Origin of the sequence: Draconibacterium mangrovi (assembly GCF_010586825.1) — a bacterium.
In the GTDB taxonomy this organism is placed as follows: Bacteria; Bacteroidota; Bacteroidia; order Bacteroidales; family Prolixibacteraceae; genus Draconibacterium; species Draconibacterium mangrovi.
Map to the genome: position 1 here is coordinate 206,733 of NZ_JAAAGB010000006.1, position 17,233 is coordinate 223,965.

Annotated in this window: 12 protein-coding genes; 10 read left to right on the forward strand and 2 right to left on the reverse strand. The window is 41.1% G+C overall.

The window, feature by feature from the left end; all coding sequences use genetic code 11:
* Positions 1-491: 491 nt before the first annotated feature.
* Both G4420_RS15940 and ruvC read left to right on the forward strand, forming a co-directional pair.
* Positions 492-1,379: a DMT family transporter gene (locus G4420_RS15940; protein ID WP_163324936.1), complete on the forward strand. Its 888-nt coding sequence runs from the start codon at positions 492-494 to the stop codon at positions 1,377-1,379.
* 296 nt (positions 1,380-1,675) lie between these two features.
* Complete coding sequence (gene ruvC, locus G4420_RS15945) at positions 1,676-2,227, forward strand: crossover junction endodeoxyribonuclease RuvC (RefSeq protein WP_045031512.1); 552 nt, start codon at positions 1,676-1,678, stop codon at positions 2,225-2,227.
* Positions 2,228-2,230: 3 nt separating this feature from the next.
* On the opposite strand, the gene G4420_RS15950 is transcribed toward ruvC, so the two are convergent.
* Both G4420_RS15950 and G4420_RS15955 read right to left on the reverse strand, forming a co-directional pair.
* Positions 2,231-3,400, reverse strand: a complete 1,170-nt coding sequence (locus G4420_RS15950) for a MalY/PatB family protein (RefSeq protein WP_163324937.1) — start codon at positions 3,398-3,400, stop codon at positions 2,231-2,233.
* A gap of 47 nt (positions 3,401-3,447) precedes the next feature.
* A complete protein-coding gene (locus G4420_RS15955; protein ID WP_163324938.1) occupies positions 3,448-4,137 on the reverse strand; it encodes a 2-phosphosulfolactate phosphatase in 690 nt (229 codons plus the stop codon).
* Positions 4,138-4,400: 263 nt separating this feature from the next.
* Between G4420_RS15955 and G4420_RS15960 the strand changes: the two genes are divergently transcribed.
* From G4420_RS15960 to G4420_RS15995, 8 genes are all read left to right on the forward strand, one after another.
* Complete coding sequence (locus G4420_RS15960) at positions 4,401-4,985, forward strand: hypothetical protein (protein WP_163324939.1); 585 nt, start codon at positions 4,401-4,403, stop codon at positions 4,983-4,985.
* A gap of 519 nt (positions 4,986-5,504) precedes the next feature.
* The gene (locus G4420_RS15965; RefSeq protein ID WP_163324940.1) at positions 5,505-6,089 is read left to right on the forward strand and encodes a hypothetical protein; all 585 of its coding nucleotides are present in this window, start codon (positions 5,505-5,507) and stop codon (positions 6,087-6,089) included.
* Positions 6,090-6,315: 226 nt separating this feature from the next.
* Positions 6,316-6,897 carry a hypothetical protein gene (locus G4420_RS15970; RefSeq protein ID WP_163324941.1) on the forward strand — a complete coding sequence of 194 codons (582 nt, stop codon included), beginning with the start codon at positions 6,316-6,318 and terminating at the stop codon, positions 6,895-6,897.
* Positions 6,898-7,182: 285 nt separating this feature from the next.
* Positions 7,183-8,076, forward strand: coding sequence for an ABC transporter ATP-binding protein (locus G4420_RS15975; RefSeq protein WP_163324942.1), 894 nt, complete (start codon positions 7,183-7,185; stop codon positions 8,074-8,076).
* A gap of 10 nt (positions 8,077-8,086) precedes the next feature.
* Positions 8,087-11,434 carry a golvesin C-terminal-like domain-containing protein gene (locus tag G4420_RS15980; RefSeq protein ID WP_163324943.1) on the forward strand — a complete coding sequence of 1,116 codons (3,348 nt, stop codon included), beginning with the start codon at positions 8,087-8,089 and terminating at the stop codon, positions 11,432-11,434.
* Positions 11,435-11,521: 87 nt separating this feature from the next.
* Positions 11,522-13,018: a TolC family protein gene (locus G4420_RS15985; protein ID WP_163324944.1), complete on the forward strand. Its 1,497-nt coding sequence runs from the start codon at positions 11,522-11,524 to the stop codon at positions 13,016-13,018.
* 20 nt (positions 13,019-13,038) lie between these two features.
* Positions 13,039-14,097: an efflux RND transporter periplasmic adaptor subunit gene (locus G4420_RS15990; RefSeq protein ID WP_163324945.1), complete on the forward strand. Its 1,059-nt coding sequence runs from the start codon at positions 13,039-13,041 to the stop codon at positions 14,095-14,097.
* A gap of 30 nt (positions 14,098-14,127) precedes the next feature.
* Positions 14,128-17,223 carry an efflux RND transporter permease subunit gene (locus G4420_RS15995; protein WP_163324946.1) on the forward strand — a complete coding sequence of 1,032 codons (3,096 nt, stop codon included), beginning with the start codon at positions 14,128-14,130 and terminating at the stop codon, positions 17,221-17,223.
* Positions 17,224-17,233: the final 10 nt, after the last annotated feature.

Sequence of the window (17,233 nt, forward strand, 5' to 3'; positions counted from 1 at the left end):
GTTTTGTTACTGCTATATGTGTTTATAATTACAGCGAATTTGAGTTTTACTGCATTAAATATAATCGCTTTCCATTACATTGAAAAAAACAGTTTTTTGGAATGTACAAATTACACGGGGAAAAGCTCGTTTGACGAATGTAGTTTTTACATTGCTCAAAAGGTGGCTAGTTTCCGAATGTAGTTTCTACATTGGCCAAAAGGGCGCTAGTTTCGAAATGTAGTTTCTACATTGGTCAAAAGGTCGCTAGTTTCAGGATGTAGTTATTACATTACTCAAAAGTACGCTAGCCTCTGAATGTAAAAAGTACATTACTCAAAAGGATGCTAGTTGCGGAATGTAAATATTACATTGGGGCGAAAAGTCGCTAGTCGTAAAATGTAATCGCTGCACCAGCCAAAAGATTGTCGGTTTCCCCTTTTTCTGTATGACATTAGGCAAAAAACCATTCAATTTCTTTTCGTACTTTGGCGTTCTGATTTTACCAGCTTATGTCGCGAACCGTAAAAACCTATTTATACGCCGGCTTGGCGGTTTTATTTTGGTCGACCGTGGCCACATCGTTTAAACTGGCATTGCGCGAGTACGATTTTATTCAGCTTATATTTTATGTGTCGGCAGTAACGGTGGTGCTGCTGTTTTTTGTTTTGGTAGCACAGCGGAAAACACATTTAATATTTCGGCAAACCAAACGCGAATGGTTGTATTCGCTGCTGATGGGGGCTTTTAATCCGCTGCTTTATTATTTGGTTTTGTTTAAAGCTTATTCGCTGCTTCCGGCGCAGGTGGCTCAACCACTGAATATGATCTGGCCGATAACGCTGGCGCTGCTTTCGGTGCCGATGCTCAAGCAGAAGATCAGCTGGATCAGTTTTGTGGCGCTGCTGATCAGTTTTGTTGGGGTGTTTTTTATCTCGTCGCAAGGTGGTTTCAATGGATTTAGCAACACTAATCCACTGGGCGTGGCATTGGCGGTTGGAAGTTCAATTCTGTGGTCGTTGTACTGGATATTTAATGTAAAAGACACGCGCGACCAGGTAGTGAAACTCTTTCTCAACTTTGCCATCGGGCTTATTTACCTGACTCCGGTGGTGGCACTGTTCTCATCGTTTAAAGTGCATTGGGGCGAAGCATTTATTGCCACCATTTACTCCGGAATTTTTGAGGTAGGAATTACCTACGTGTTGTGGTTAAAAGCCATGAACCTGACCAGCAGCAACGCCAAAATCGGCAACCTGGTGTTTTTTGCACCGTTCCTGTCGCTGGTGTTTGTTCACCTTATTTTAAAGGAAACCATTTACGTTACCACATTTGTTGGTTTGCTGTTTATTATTTCGGGTGTGCTGGTGCAGCAACTCGACCGGAGAAAACGGCGGTGAACGATAATCTTATGGATTTCGATTATCGATGCCAGAACAACTTTGTGAAATTTAGTGGGGACTTTGAGTGCGTTGTGGTAAAATTTTAAACCACAAAGATTCACAAAGGAGGTACGAAGTAACACAAAGAACGATTAACGATCATAGATTGAATAGGCAATTGCAAATAGCAATAGGCAATCAAAAAACTTTTAATTGAGAAAGTAAGCTAATGTGTTCTATGTGTCTATGTGTTTCAAATAAACAATATCTGTACTTTTGCCAGCAGGTTAGCAACAAATTACTATTTTCATCGAATGGATAAACCGCTTCGTATATTGGGTATCGACCCCGGAACAACGGTAACCGGCTATGGTTTGGTTGAGATTAGAAACAAAAAACCGGTTATTTTGCACATGGGAAACATTACGCCCAAGCGATACTCTGATCATTATATGAGACTGAAATATCTGCACGAGCGGGCACTGCACCTGGTAAAAGAATATCGCCCCGATGTAATGGCCATTGAAGCTCCGTTTTATGGCAAAAACGTACAGTCGATGTTAAAACTGGGGCGCGGTCAAGGCGTACTGATGGCCGCCGCACTGATGTTTGACGTGCCGATTCACGAATACGCTCCTTTGCTGGTAAAACAGGCCATAACCGGAATGGGCCGTGCCTCGAAAGAGCAGGTGGCTTATTTCCTGCAAAAAGTATACGACCTGAAAGACATGGATCAATTGCTCGACGAAACCGATGCGGTGGCCGTAGCTATTTGTCATTTTATACAAATGAGCAAGCCGCAAAAATCGAAGGAGTATAAAAATTGGGGCGACTTTGTTAAAAAGAATCCGGGTAAAATTAAATAATCCCTATCCGAAAGCCTTTTCCAAACGATTCAGCGCTTCCTTTAATACACTTCTCTGGCAGCCGATATTCAGACGAAGGAAACCATCGCCGCCAATACCAAAACGACCACCATCATTTAGTGCCACACCCGCTTTTTCAACGGTGAATTTTGCCAGCTCCTCGTTTTTCATGCCGTAATCCGAAAAATCCATCCAGATGAGGTAAGTGGCTTCCGGTTTCATTACTTTAACACGAGGCAGCTTTTCCTGAATAAAGCTTTCAAGCAATTGATAGTTGCCCCAAAGGTAATCCAGCAATTGCGCCAGCCATTCGTCGCCGCGCGTGTAGGCCGCCTCTAATGCTACCGTGCCAAAAATATTACCCATGTGTAAATGCCCTACGCCAATGGTGCGTTCGTAGGAAGCCAGTTTTCGTTTGTTTGGAATGATAACCAGCGACGAGGTAAGCCCGGCAACATTAAACGTTTTGCTTGGCGCCATACTCACCATACAGTTTTGTGCCACCTCTTCGGAAATAGTGGCAAGTGGAATGTGTTTATGACCCTTGTAAATTAAATCGGAATGAATTTCATCTGAAATGATCATGATGTTATTCTCCAGGCAGATATCCGTCAATGCAACCAGCTCTTCGCGTGTCCAAACCATACCTCCCGGATTTTGTGGATTACACAGCAGCAGCAGTTTGGTATTTTCGTCAATCTTCGATTTCAAATCTTCCAGATCGAAAGTATAACGACCGTTTTCCATTTTCAGCGGATTCTGGATCATTTTCCGGTTGGTGCCTTTTACACTGTCGAAAAACGGGAAATACACCGGAGGCTGAACGATAACGCCGTCGCCCGGTCTCGAAAAACTTTCTATCGCATAAGTCAATCCTGCAACAACGCCCGGACTAAACGAGATCCATTCTTTTTTGATATCCCACTGATGGCGCCGGCTCATCCAGTTAATCACCACCTCGTAATACGAATCGGAACGAAAGGTGTAACCATAAATCTCGTGTTCGGCACGTTCTTTTATTGCATTAACAATAAAATCGGGTGTTCTAAAATCCATGTCGGCTACCCAAAGTGGCAGGGCATCGGCCGAATTGAAAAAACGTTCAAGGGCATCGTGTTTTAAACAGTTGGTTCCTTTGCGTGGAACTATTTCGTCGAAATCGTATTGTTGCATTGTTACAAGGCTTTTGTTATACCTTATTTTATATAGGTAAAAACAGGTTAAATTTTGAGTTTTCGAAGATAATTTAAATCACCAACCTTTTCAACTTTCAATATAAAATCAAAACGGTTTAAATCCATGCACAGGTGAAAATCACTTTCGGGCGACCAGCTTTCGGTAGCCGGATCAAAAAATCGGGCACCATCGGTTTCTTTAATCTTTTGTACCATGGCGGCAAAATCGTTTGGCCGTCCTTCCAGTTCATTTTTTATGTATTCGGCACACAGTGTATCTTCGGCAGTGGGGTACTGGCAGGCAAAACCCATACAAACCAACGAAACCTCCTTCGGATTGGTCTTTTGTATATAATTAATAATAGCACCTGCATTAACAAAGCTGCCTGTAATTATTTCGTCGGCATTTATGGCATTTGCAATCCCCTGCGTACCCGAACTTGTGGTCTGAACCATTGTTTTGGCCGTAATTGCTGCATTGTTAATATGTGTTGGCGAATTCCCAAAATCAAAACCTTCCGGTTTCTGCTCGTGTCGTTCGCCTGTTAAAAGATAATCGGGGTTAGCCTCTTTTAACTGATAAGCTAAATCAATATCGCCAACTGGAATAATGGTTTCAATGCCTTTATTTATGGCATAACAAGCTGTGGAAAAGGCTCGTAATACATCTATTATAATAGCGGTTCCTTTTGCGTCTCTAGCACCTTCAGCGAGATGCAGGATATTTATATGCATATTTTACTGTTTATTCATAAATTACTAAAAATTATTTAACATTTCAAAATGCAAAATGGCACGATAATTGTTAGTCAAAGTGTCGCATCTACATAAAGCCTTTATATAAGGGCATTACGCAAATTTAGAAAATTACAAGTTAACTTCAATGTTAAATTATCACAACATTATTAATTATTTTAATATGTTATTCGACATGCATGCTGTAAAACATGTATGTTTGCAGAGTGGTTTTAAAATGAAAACAATTAAAGAAAATAGTTATGAAAACAATTAAATTTTTAACAACAGTAATGGCGCTGGCAATTGTAGCAGTTGCAACAGCCGTTGAGAAACCGAAAATGGATATCGTTCCTTTGTCTGAAGATAGAGCAGTTGTTTCTATTCTGAATGGCACTGAGGCTGTGTTTGAGTTGAGTATTAGTGCTAAAGACGGTGGTTTGGTGTATTATAAGCAAGCGGCAAACCCATCTCTTACTTATCAGAAAATTTTTGATTTTAAAAATATTGAAGACGGAGATTATACAATGGATCTTCGTGTAAACGATACACGATTGATTAGAGATATTAAAGTTTCGTCAAAAGGTATCGCTGTGGGTGAGTCGAAAATGAGAATCGATCCTTACTTCGGATTTTCAAACAATGTGTTGAAGCTTACCTATTTGAATTTCGACCAGGAAAACCTGAGTTTGAATATTTATGATGAGACCGGTTTGATTTACGAATCGAAATTGGGTCAGGATTTTAATATTGCAAAAGGTTTTGATCTTGCGGCTTTGGCTGCCGGTCAATACGAAGTGATTTTGACTTCAAGAAATAATGATTTTACGTTTAGTTTAGTAAAATAGATTAGAAAATGTTATTGGTTTAGAAGGGCTGTCGGAAAATTCCGACAGCCCTTTTTTTGTTTTGGATTCGGTCTTGGACCGGATTTTTTTTTGTAGGGGCGTTTGTTCGTAGGTGAATGAAATGTTGCATGGCTGTAATTTTGTGCGCTAATTGGTGGGATTGATGTGCTTGAAGGGTGAAAAGTGAAGGTGCGGATTTTTGTTGTGATGAGGTGGTAGTGTGTTGCAAATAAAGACAATAAGGTGTTCTAATATGTCGACTTAACTGTTTATTGAGGAAATGCTAAAAGTAATTTAATATAGCTATTTGTAAAATGGCATGAAAATTGTAAAGAGGCGGAGCCGCTTTCGGAAGTCCTGAAAATAAAGGCGTTAAGATGGTGTTAGTATGTCCAATGTTAAGGCTAATGTTAAATATAGCGTAGTTATTTAATTTTTTAAACATGTTGTTTGGCATATATGCTGTAAAACATATATGTTTGTACTGTCATTCAATGTTAAACTAAAAAATGAATGGTTATGAAAACAATTAAATTATTATCTACAGTATTGGCAGTTGCAATTGTAGCAGTTGCAACAGCCGTTGAGAAACCGAAAATGAGTGTAACTCCGTTGTCAGCTGACAAGGCGGTGGTAACAATTATGAATGAAAATGCATCGTTGTTCGAGTTGAGCATTCAGTCCGAAGATGGTGAGTTGGTTTATTATAAACAAACTACAAAGCCATTGACTTCTTACCAAAAGATCTATGATTTCAAAAATCTTGAAAACGGAAATTATACCATGGATCTTCGTGTAAACGACACACGTTTAATTCGAGATATTCAGGTAGCATCAAATGGTATATTCGTAGGCGAGTCAAAATTAAGAATTGATCCTTACTTCGCATTTGCTGATGGTATATTGAAACTTTCTTATTTGAATTTTGATGAGGAAAGACTGAGCATAAATATTTACGACGAAAACGGTTTGGTTTATAAATCAGATTTGGGTAAAGAGTTTAATGTAGCTTCAGGATACGATCTTTCTGCTTTGAGAAATGGAAAATACGAAGTGGTGCTGAGTTCTTATAATAATGAATTTACGTTTAGTTTAGAAAAATAGTCAGAAAATGTTATTAGTTTAGTTAAGGCTATCAGGAAAGGCAACTGATAGCCTTTTTTTTTGTTTTAGTTTTTCCCCAGAATTTGATTGTAGGAGCCGGTTGTTGAGACCGGTTTTTTTTGTGTTGGCCGACACTAGCTTGTTGTTGGTCGACTAGTCGCCAAATGGAGTAACGAAAGGTGCTGTTTTTGTGTCTATTAAGTAAGAAACAATTAAATGAAAAGTCATGAAAACAAAAGTTTGGGCTGTTATAGTCCTGGCATTTCTTGTTGCGGGAGCGGCAAGTGCCACAGAGTTACCAAAAATGAATGTTATTCAGGTGGAGGAGAATGCGGCAATACTTGCCTATAGTTTTTCTCACGAAGCACCCTTGCAGGTAAGCCTTACCAATTTCGACGGTGAATTGTTGTATTACAAGGAAACCGAACATCGGACAGAGTATAAAAAAATGTTCGATTTTTCTGAATTGGGTGATGGTCTGTATTGCGTAAGTATCAATTACGGCAATCAGAGTATAAATCGTGTATTAAAAGTAGCGGATAAGAAAATTACAGTGAGTAATGCTTCTTTTTGTTACGAGCCGTATTATAAAGTAAATGGAAAAATGGTTAATCTGTCATTTTTAAATACCAGGAATAAACCGGTGTACGTAAATATATACCAAAACGGAGAATATATTGACGGATCGAATCTTGGCCGCGATGTTAGTATTCAAACCCGGTTAGATTTTAGCCATTTAAAAAGAGGTACCTACGAAGTTGTGTTAACCGACTGTGTAAAAGATCATAGATATACGCTAAAATTATAAAAAATGGTGTTTTTAATCTGTAATTGTTGACTCCCTCACTTTCTTTGTTTACCAAACGAAAGTATCAGCTTTGCAAGGATTTGCAGAGCTTTTTTATTTCTGTATAGTTCGGCTTATTGGTGTAATTGTGAATTTGCCGGCCGCAATTTCTTTGATGTATTCATAAAAAAAACAAAAGAAATCTGCTGAGGGATGTAATTTAAATCATAAAAGTGCACCAACACTATTAAACGATTTTATGCTTTGTAAGTCCAAGGCAGTGTTCTCTTAAAATATTATTGCAAGGTGCATATTAAAATAGAAAATCTAAACAAAATCTACAAGGGAGGCAGTTACGCTGTAAATAACCTCAACCTTGAAATTCCAAATGGTATGTTTGGCCTTTTAGGTCCAAACGGGGCTGGGAAATCAACACTGATGCGCATTTTGGTAACGCTAATGAAACCAACAAGCGGCAAAGTATATTTCAACGATTATGAACTTTCGAAACATCGCCGCGAGATTCGCTCGATGTTGGGTTATTTGCCCCAGGATTTTAGTTTCTTCTCTAAATTAAAAACCTCCGAATTTCTCGATTATACTGCCCGTTTGGCAGGTATGAAAAGCGGGGCAGCACGCCGCAGTGCCGTTGACCAAATGCTGGAAGAAGTAGGTTTGTTTGAAGTGCGCGACAGAAATGCGAATAAACTTTCAGGTGGTATGAAACGCCGTTTGGGAATTGCCCAGGCGCTGATAAATGATCCGCAGATTATTATTGTGGATGAACCTACTACCGGTCTCGACCCCGAAGAACGTATCCGCTTCCGTAACCTGCTTTCAACCATTAGTACCCGCGACGTAATTATTATCCTGTCGACACACATTGTGGGCGATATTTCGAGTACCTGCGATAATATGGCATTACTCAACCAGGGAAAACTGGCATTTGCCGGATCGCCGGAGCAACTGGTAAAAGAAGCCGAAGGCCATGTTTGGGTAATAGAAGCTACTGAACAGGAATACCTTGAGATAAACGAAAAATACCCTGTAATTTCTACCATCCCGATCGATGGAGGCTGGGAGGTGCAGGTTGTTGCCAATGAGATTGACGGTTACCAGGGAAAACCCATGGACCCAAATCTGGAGCACGCTTATGTGCACTTTATGGAAAACAAACTAAACCAATGGTCTAACGCTTAAAACCGGATAAATGATTTCGTTACATAACATATTTTCGATAGCAAAATACGAGCGGAAAACACTTTTTCGCAGCTGGTTTTTCCGCATATTCAGTATACTCTCATTGTTCGTATTGTTTGGTTTAAACTTCGGAATGGTGATTGAAGGCGGTGGTGGTGAAAGCTGGGCCATCCGTGCGATTCCGAGTGCGATTCCGTATTTTAATTTGCTGATTTTAAACGTGGCCCAGGCAGTAATTGCTGTGTTTTTGGCCTCCGACTTTTTAAAACGCGATAAAAAATTAGATACCACCGAAGTAATCTACATGCGCTCGATGACCAATGGCGAATACGTGATCGGAAAAACACTGGGCAACATGCAGGTGTTTATGATTCTGAACATCGCGGTGGTTATTCTGGCACTTGTTTTTAATGCGCTGGCCAAAGGTACTCCCATCGATTGGGTTTCGTACGGCGTGTATTTGGTGCTGATAAGTATTCCAACCCTTGTTTTTATTATGGGCTTGTCGTTTTTGCTGATGAGCGTAATCCGCAACCAGGCCATCACTTTTGTTTTGGTGCTTGGTTATATCGGTATCACCCTCTTCCTTTTACAGGCAAAATATTATTACATTTTCGATTACATGGCGTTTAACATCCCCATGTTAAGTTCCGATATTGTTGGATTTAGCAATCTTGATGTAATTCTTATCCATCGCGGAATATATTTCGGATTGGGTTCAGGTTTCATTTTCCTTACCATTTTCTTGCTCAAACGTCTGCCACAGTCGGAAGCAATGACCTACGTGTCGCTATTTTTTAGTGTTGTGTTTATTGGTGGTGCCGGTTATCTGGCTTTTAATCACATCAACAGTTTCAAAAAAACAGAAGCTTTACGTGCCGATATCATCGAGTTGAATAATCAATATGTAAAAGAACCACTGGCCGATGTGCTTTCGCACGATATTGTACTCGATCATAATGGCGAGTCGTTGAGTGTGCAGTCGGCAATGATGCTGAAAAATAATTTGGAGCAGCCTTTGTCGAAACTGATTTTTAGTTTGAATGCAGGTCTGGAAATTACCGATCTGAAAGTAAACGGAAAAACTACCCCGTTTTTGCGCGAAGATCATCTGGTTATCCTGTCCGATCAGCTAAGCCTGCAACCCGGCGACAGTACAAAAGTTGAATTTACATACAACGGAACAATCGACGAAGCGTATTGCTACCTGGATATCGACGAAGAACAACGACAGGAAAAATACGGACAATTTGTATTGAATGTTGACAAACGTTATGCTTTTGTAACGCCCAATTATGTGTTGCTTACCCGCGAAGCCAACTGGTATCCGAAAGTTGGTGTTACGTACAGCTCTGAAGATGTGAGTTGGTACAAACCTGAGTTTGTGGATTATTCGTTAACGGTGAACACAAAAGAGGGATTACAACCGGTTTCGGAAGGTGAAATGACAGAAGTTTCGGCAGGTAAGTTCCATTTTGAGCCGGAAACACCGCTAACACAACTTTCGCTGGCTATTGGCAAATATGAATATAAAAGTCTGGAGCATAATGATTTTGAATTTGGCATTTGGCTCGTCGAAGGTCACGATTATTTCAACAGTGTTTTCCCGGAGTCGAAAGATACCCTGGCATCAGTAATTTACGAGCGTTTTGAGGATTTCAAACGAGGTTATAACCTGGAGTACAATTCCGATAAACTGGCACTGGTTGAGGTTCCGGCGCAGTTTAAAACCTACCAACGTATGTGGACATCGGTGCAGGAAGTTATTCAGCCAGGCAAGGTGCTGATTCAGGAAAAAGGCTACATGTTTCGCGAAGCCGATTTTGAAAAACAAAAAGAACGAATGGGCCGTTGGAGAGGTCGTGGAGGCGGTGGCGAAATGACCGACGAAGACAAAGAGTTGCGCGTTCTTGGGCAGTTTCTCGAGAAATTTACAGAGCAAAATGAAACCGATCGCCGATGGTCGCGAGGAGAAATGAGCGTGGAACAATCGTCAAATCCGTATTTTATTTTTCCCTGGTTGTACAATTTTCAAAACAATATTCAATCGGACAAATGGCCGATTACCAACCGGGTTTTCGAGGCATATTTAAAAAGCCAGTCTACCGATATGCGATCACTTTTTATGAGTAGCATGAGTGGCGAAAGCCCTGATATTATGGCAAATATTGCCTTGCAGGATTATTCGTTCGAGGAAATTCTTGCCGATCCGGATCAAAGCGATATTATTAATAATGTAATTAAACTGAAAGGCGATGTGCTTTTCTCAACCATAAAACTGGAAGCCGGCCAGGAAGATTTTGAAGATTTTCTGCGCGGGGTGCTGGAGAAGTACAAGTACCAGAATATCTCGTTCGAGGAATTTGATGAAGAGATTAAAGCCAGGTTTGAGATAGAGCTGGAACCAATGATGAACAGTTGGTTTAAAGCCAAATCATTGCCCGGTTACCTGGTTTCGCCAATAAAAGGTGTAAAAGTAAAATCGGGCGATGCCATGAAAACCATGATCTCGCTTAAAGTTACCAACTTCTCGGATGTTGATGGTATTATAAAACTCACCTTCCGCCTTGCCGGAGGTGGTGGCGGCGGTGGTTTTGGCCCTCCGGGAATGGGCTCGGAAGAAACGGTGGATAAACTTATTGAATTAGCCGCCCACCAAACCAAAGAAATGAGCTATCTGTTTGATGGCACTCCGCGTATGGTCATTTTTAATTCTTTAACATCGAAAAATGTTCCGCAAACCTATATGGAAATGTTCCGCGAAGTGGAAGAAGACCTGAAAGCCAGGGTGTGGGAAGGAGAACGTATCAGTTCAACTGCAGTACAAACAAAACTTCCGAATGAGGAGATTGTAGATAACGAAGATCCGGGATTTGAAGTGACAGAAAATCACCAGGTGAGTTTGCTCGAAAAACTTATTGTAAAAGAAGAAGAGACAAAGCAGAAATATTCGAGTGTAAACCAGTGGAGGCCTCCAATGTCGTGGACTGCTACTACCAGCGACGAGTTTTATGGCGAATACGTTCGTTCGGCCTATTATATTAAAGGCGGAAACGGCGAGCAGGTTGCCCGTTGGAATGTTCCGGTGAAAGAGGCCGGTTACTACGATGTGTATTACCACTTTTATAAAGGACGCGGGTTTGGCCGTAACCGTGGAGAAGAAAAAGGAAGTTTAAACTTTATAATTCATGCCGACGACGGAGAAGAAGAGGCTTACCTTGATTCGCAAAGTACCGAAACCGGGTGGGTGCATTTAGGCTCATTTTATTTCTCGTCCGAAAAGGCGGTTATTGAATTAACGGATAAAACCGAATTGCGAATGATATACGCCGACGCGGTAAAAATTGTGAAATTATAAAATAAATCAGCATACGTTTCGAGCTAAGTGCTTGTAAAACAAGGATGAATTCGGAGCGGAACCATTGAAGAAAAAATTTTAAAGAAGATGAAAACAAAAATCAAACTTATGCAAAAGCTGGCAATTGCCTTGTTTCTTATGGCGGCTGCAACTTTTGCTCTTCAGGCACAGGAAGCCTTAACCCTGGAAAGGGCTTTAAGTATTGCCGAAACGGGAAGCCCTGATTTGAAGCTGTCGTTATTAAATCTCGAGCGCTACCAAAAAAATCTGGAAGCCCAGCGAGCCGCTCTGAAATCACGTTTCTCGTTGCAGGTTAATCCTGTAAATTACAGTAAACAGAGGCGTTTCGACAACCGTGTTTCCGAGTGGTATACCAACGAAAACTTCGAAACAAGTACTTTATTTACAGTTGCTCAGCCAATTTTAATAACCGATGGTACTATCTCGCTAACCAACGAGTTTGGGTGGTCGAGTAATAATTCCAGTTCATCATTCACCGAAAGTGAGGTATTCTTTAATAACCTCTATTTAAACCTGAATCAGCCCTTATTTACTTATAACACTTTAAAGTTACAACTTAAGGAGCTGGAGCTGAACTTTGAAAATGCCCGCATCAGTTACGCAATGCAGTATCTGAACCTTGAAAGAAGTGTGACTGAGTTTTTCTACAATGTTTATATGGCGCAAATGAACTTGTCGATTGCCAAAGATGAGCTGGTCAATACACAAAAAAGTTACGACATAATTAAAAACAAAGTTGAAGCCGGTTTGGCTGCAAAAGAAGAAGAATACCAGGCGGAATTGAACCTGGCATCGGCCAAATCTACTTTGCAAAACAGCGAAGTAACCTTCGAAAACGCCAAAGACCAGTTGAAGCTTTATTTAGGCATGGATCTTTTTGAAGATATCATGATTTTAGCCGATGTTAGCGTAAACCCGGTTCCGGTTGATTTAGATAAAGCCATTAAAAATGGTTTGGAATCAAGAATGGAGTTGCGTCAACGCGAAATCGATGTGGAAACCAGTCAGTTCGATCTTATCCGTACTAAAGCACAGAATGAATTCAGAGGAGACATGAATTTGCGTTTTGGTATTACCGGCGATAACAATGAGTTGGGTAATATTTACCAAAATCCAACCAAAAGTCCGTCGGTAGGTATCAGTTTTAATATCCCAATTTTCGACTGGGGCGAACGTAAAGCAAGAATTGCCGCTGCCGAAGCGGCTATCGAATCGCAAGAGTTGAACCTGAATGAAGAAAAGAAACAAATTGTTGTTGATATTCGCCAGGTTTACCGTAACATCCTAAACCAGTTGAACCAGATTGATTTGGCCAAACAAAATGAACGCAATGCTCAACTAACTTACGAAATTAACCTTGAACGTTACGAAAACGGCGACCTGACAGGTATGGATTTAAACCTGTATCAAAACCAGCTTTCGTCTCAAAAAGTGGCATTGAGCCAGGCGCTTATAAATTATAAAATCGAATTATTAAACCTTAAAATACAATCGTTGTACGATTTCGAAAAAGACGAAGCCATTATTCCTGAGGAATTGTACGTAATCGATAGTCAAAAATAAAACTGAAAAAATTACCAAAAATGAAGCATATAAAATTACTTATCGTGTTAGGTGTTGTTGTTGCCGCCATTTCGTGTAACAACCAAACCGGTTCTGAGTCAACTGAGTTAGCTGTTCCTGTTTCAGTTGAAAACATCAAGCTTAAAAGTATTCAGCAATTTGTAAGTACAACCGGAAGCGCAAAAGCCGTGTACGAGACCGAATTGAGTTCTGAAATTCAAGGAAATTATATTTTACAAACCAACCCGAGAACGGGCCGCAAATTTCAATTGGGCGACCGCGTAGAAAAAGGTCAGGTTATTGTAAAACTGGAAAATGCAGAATACCTGAACGGACTGAATATTGAGTCTATAAAACTAAATCTTGAGATTTCAGAGCAGGAATACGAAAAACAGAAGTCGCTGTACGAAAAAGGTGGTGTTACACTGCTCGAAATGCGTAACTCTGAAGTTTCGATGATTTCAGCCAAAAATAACTACGAAAGTGCTGAAATACAGTTGGCAAAAATGCAGGTTGTTGCTCCTTTCTCTGGAATCATTGTAGCACTGCCTTATTACACCGAGGGTGTTCGCGTATCGTCTGGCGAGAGTATGGTTAGCCTGATGAACTACAACAAAATGTATGTGGAGATCAACCTTCCGGAAAAAAACATTTCGGAAGTAACTACCGGGCAGGAAGTAATGATTACCAACTATACACTTACCGAAGATACGCTTGTGGGGCATGTTACGGAACTGTCGCCAATTATCAGCGACGAAACACGCACATTTACAGGTAAGCTCGAAATTGATAATCCGGAACTGAAACTACGTCCGGGAATGTTTATAAAAGCCAACATTATTACGGCTCAAAAAGACAGTGCCGTAGTTATTCCGAAAGACGTGATAATGACCGGTTCGCGCGGGAAATATGTGTTTATTGTTGGGCGTAACAGCGCTGCCAACGATCGTCGTATCACGACAGGTATCTCCAACCAGGATGAAATTGAAGTACTGGAAGGCCTCAGCCCCAACGACCGTTTGATTATAAAAGGATTTGAAACACTCCGCGATAATTCAAAAGTAAAAGTGATTTTATAGAGTAGCCGGTAAAACAAAGACAAATCAGTTATGAAAAAATTAACGCAATTTTCTGTCAATTACCCGGTTACCGTTTTAATGGTGGTGCTTGGCGTTTTATTGCTGGGCTACATTTCGTACGATAAATTGGGGGTCGACCTGTTTCCCGATCTGAACTCACCCCGCATTTTTGTGGAAGTGACTTCGGGCGAGCGCCCTCCGGAAGAAATGGAGCAGCAGTTTGTTGAAAACATCGAAGCACTTGCCATTCGTCAGTCCGACGTGGTACAGGTAACTTCTTCATCAAGGGTAGGATCGGCACAAATAACCGTAGAATACGCCTGGAATAAAGATATGGACGAAGCTTTTCTCGACCTGCAAAAGGCCTTGAATACGCTTACCCAGAATTCCGATATCGACGAACTTCAGATAACCCAGCACGATCCGAACACAACCCCGGTAATGATAATTGGGCTGAAGCACAACGAAATTACCAACATGAACGAGCTGCGAAAAGTAGCTGAAAACTATGTAAGAAACGAGTTGGTTCGTTTGGAAGGTGTTGCCGAAGTTGAACTGTCGGGCCAAGAAGAAAGTGAGATAATTATTGAAACCGATATTTACCGGCTCGATGCGCAGGGTCTTTCCATGGACGAAGTGGCATCGCGCATCCAGAATTTTAACCGCAACGTTTCCGGTGGTCAAATCACCGACATGGGTACGCAATACATTGTAAAGGGTGTATCGATGTTGCAAACGGTGGAGGATTTTGAAAACCTGATTGTGGGTTACAAAGCTGTTCGCAGCGCTGAAACAAACGCTAATCAAAATCAGGGCTCAATGGCTCCGGTTTATTTAAAAGATATTGCAGCAGTTTCTATCGGCAATAAAGAACCAACAAACATTGTTCATATAAACGGCGAACGTTGTTTGGGACTATCTATTTACAAAGAAACCAAATTCAATACTGTAAATGCGGTTGATCAAATTAACGAAGCATTGGTGGATATTGAAAAAGCACTTCCCGGTTACGAATTGATTGGCGTAACCAACCAAGGGCGTTTTATCAGCAGTGCCATTGGCGAAGTGCAGGATACAGCTTTACTGGGTATTTTGCTGGCAGTGGTGGTTTTATTTATTTTTCTACGTCGTTTCGGAACTACACTGATTGTAAGTGTTGCCATTCCAATTTCGATTGTTGCCACTTTCAACCTGATGTATTTTAACCACCTCACCATAAATATTATGACTTTGGGAGGGCTCGCCTTAGGTGCGGGTATGTTGGTTGACAATGCCATTGTGGTTATGGAGAATATATTCCGAAACCACGAAAACGGCATGAGTGTAAAAGACGCGGCAATTAACGGAACTGCCGAGGTTGGCGGGGCAATTACAGCATCAACGCTTACCACCATTATCGTTTTTCTGCCAATAGTTTATTTGCACGGTGCTTCGGGCGAGTTGTTTAAAGATCAGGCCTGGACGGTTGCATTTTCGCTGCTTTCGTCGTTGGTAGTAGCTATCTTTTTAATCCCGATGATGTACCACCGTTTTTACCGAAAACGAACTGCACCGCTGAAATCAAAATCGGTAAAAGTTGGAGGGTATGGCCGTTTCTTATCAAAAGTAATCGATGCAAAATGGGTGGTTATAATAATTACAACCTTAGCGATTGGTGGAGCCGGATTGTTGATACCGCACATTGGTACCGAGTTTATGCCAAAAACACAAACACACGAACTTACTGTTAACCTGAAATTGCAGGAAGGAACAGAACTGGAGCGCACAGAATCGACAGTAAGAAATCTGGAAGGTATTTTAATGGATTACCTGGGCGATAATTTAGATAAAATTTATGCGCAGGCGGGTCCGTCGTCAAGTATTTCGGGTGACCAGAATGCTGTTTTTGAAGGCGAAAATACGGCAGAGTTAAAAGTGATTCTTAAACCTGAATCAACCATCTCAACCGAAAGTATTGTAAAAACACTCGACCAGTTAACTTCTAATATTGAAGGACTCGAAGTTAGTTTTTCGCAGGAAGAAAGTGCACTTCAGTCAATTCTTGGAACCGACGAAGCACCAGTTGTGGTTGAGGTTCGTGGCGAGGAACTGGACGAGATCGAGCGTGTTGTTAACCAGGTAAAAGAAAAAATGCAGGGTGTTAACGGACTGTTTAATATTCAAACATCGATTGAAGATGGTGCGCCTGAAGTTGAAATTCATGTCGACCGCATGCGCGCCGGAATGTACAACATCGATATTAACAGTGTAATTACGCAAATGCAGGATCAGTTGCAGGGGAAAGATGCCGGCGAACTGGAACGCAGTGGCGAAATGCAGGATATTACCATTAAAGTTCCCGAGAAAAGTATCGATGAAATCGGTTCGCTGATCATCACATCGGGCGACCAGGTTTTCCGTTTAAGCGAAATTGCCGATATCAGTTTTGGCGTATCGCCAAAAGAAATTTTCAGAAGGAACCAGAACCGCATAGGAAAGGTTACTGCACAGTTGGAAGACGGTATTCCGTTGGATCATGTGGCAAACGATATTCGTATGCAGACAGCAAGCATCGATTTATTACCCGATTACCGTATCATGGTAACCGGTGAAGAGGAGAAACGTCAGGAATCATTGACTAACCTTACTTTTGCATTGTTGCTTTCTATTGTGTTGGTTTACATGGTTCTGGCCTCTCAGTTCGAGTCGCTCATTCACCCGTTTACCATTCTGTTGACTATTCCGCTGGCTGTGGTTGGTAGTGTTCTCGTCTTCTTTATTCTCGGAAAAACATTCAACATTATGGCCATTATCGGGGTGATTATGTTGGTGGGTATTGCCGTAAACGACTCGATCATTCTGGTCGACCGGATCAATCAGCTCATCCGCGAAGGGGTAGAACGAAAACAAGCCATTCTGCAAGCCGGGCAGCAACGTATTCGGCCAATTGTTATGACCAGTTTAACAACCATATTAGCCCTGTTACCACTTACCGTTGGTTTTGGCGAAAGTGCATCGCTGCGTTCGCCAATGGCGCTGGCAGTGGTTGGCGGTTTGGTAACATCAACTTTGCTTACCCTTATTGTAATACCTTGTGTTTACGATGTTTTGGATAGGGTGAGAAGTGTTTTTGTGAAGAAGAATTAGAACACAGATG

Excerpts from the sequence above, each read along its gene's own strand:
- G4420_RS15990 (WP_163324945.1), top strand. The coding sequence starts at position 13,039 with ATGAAGCATATAAAATTACTTATCGTGTTAGGTGTTGTTGTTGCCGCC.
- G4420_RS15940 (WP_163324936.1), top strand. The coding sequence starts at position 492 with ATGTCGCGAACCGTAAAAACCTATTTATACGCCGGCTTGGCGGTTTTA.
- G4420_RS15970 (WP_163324941.1), top strand. The coding sequence starts at position 6,316 with ATGAAAACAAAAGTTTGGGCTGTTATAGTCCTGGCATTTCTTGTTGCG.
- G4420_RS15960 (WP_163324939.1), top strand. The coding sequence starts at position 4,401 with ATGAAAACAATTAAATTTTTAACAACAGTAATGGCGCTGGCAATTGTA.
- G4420_RS15965 (WP_163324940.1), top strand. The coding sequence starts at position 5,505 with ATGAAAACAATTAAATTATTATCTACAGTATTGGCAGTTGCAATTGTA.
- G4420_RS15950 (WP_163324937.1), bottom strand. The coding sequence starts at position 3,400 with ATGCAACAATACGATTTCGACGAAATAGTTCCACGCAAAGGAACCAAC.
- G4420_RS15995 (WP_163324946.1), top strand. The coding sequence starts at position 14,128 with ATGAAAAAATTAACGCAATTTTCTGTCAATTACCCGGTTACCGTTTTA.
- G4420_RS15955 (WP_163324938.1), bottom strand. The coding sequence starts at position 4,137 with ATGCATATAAATATCCTGCATCTCGCTGAAGGTGCTAGAGACGCAAAA.
- G4420_RS15985 (WP_163324944.1), top strand. The coding sequence starts at position 11,522 with ATGAAAACAAAAATCAAACTTATGCAAAAGCTGGCAATTGCCTTGTTT.
- ruvC (WP_045031512.1), top strand. The coding sequence starts at position 1,676 with ATGGATAAACCGCTTCGTATATTGGGTATCGACCCCGGAACAACGGTA.
- G4420_RS15980 (WP_163324943.1), top strand. The coding sequence starts at position 8,087 with ATGATTTCGTTACATAACATATTTTCGATAGCAAAATACGAGCGGAAA.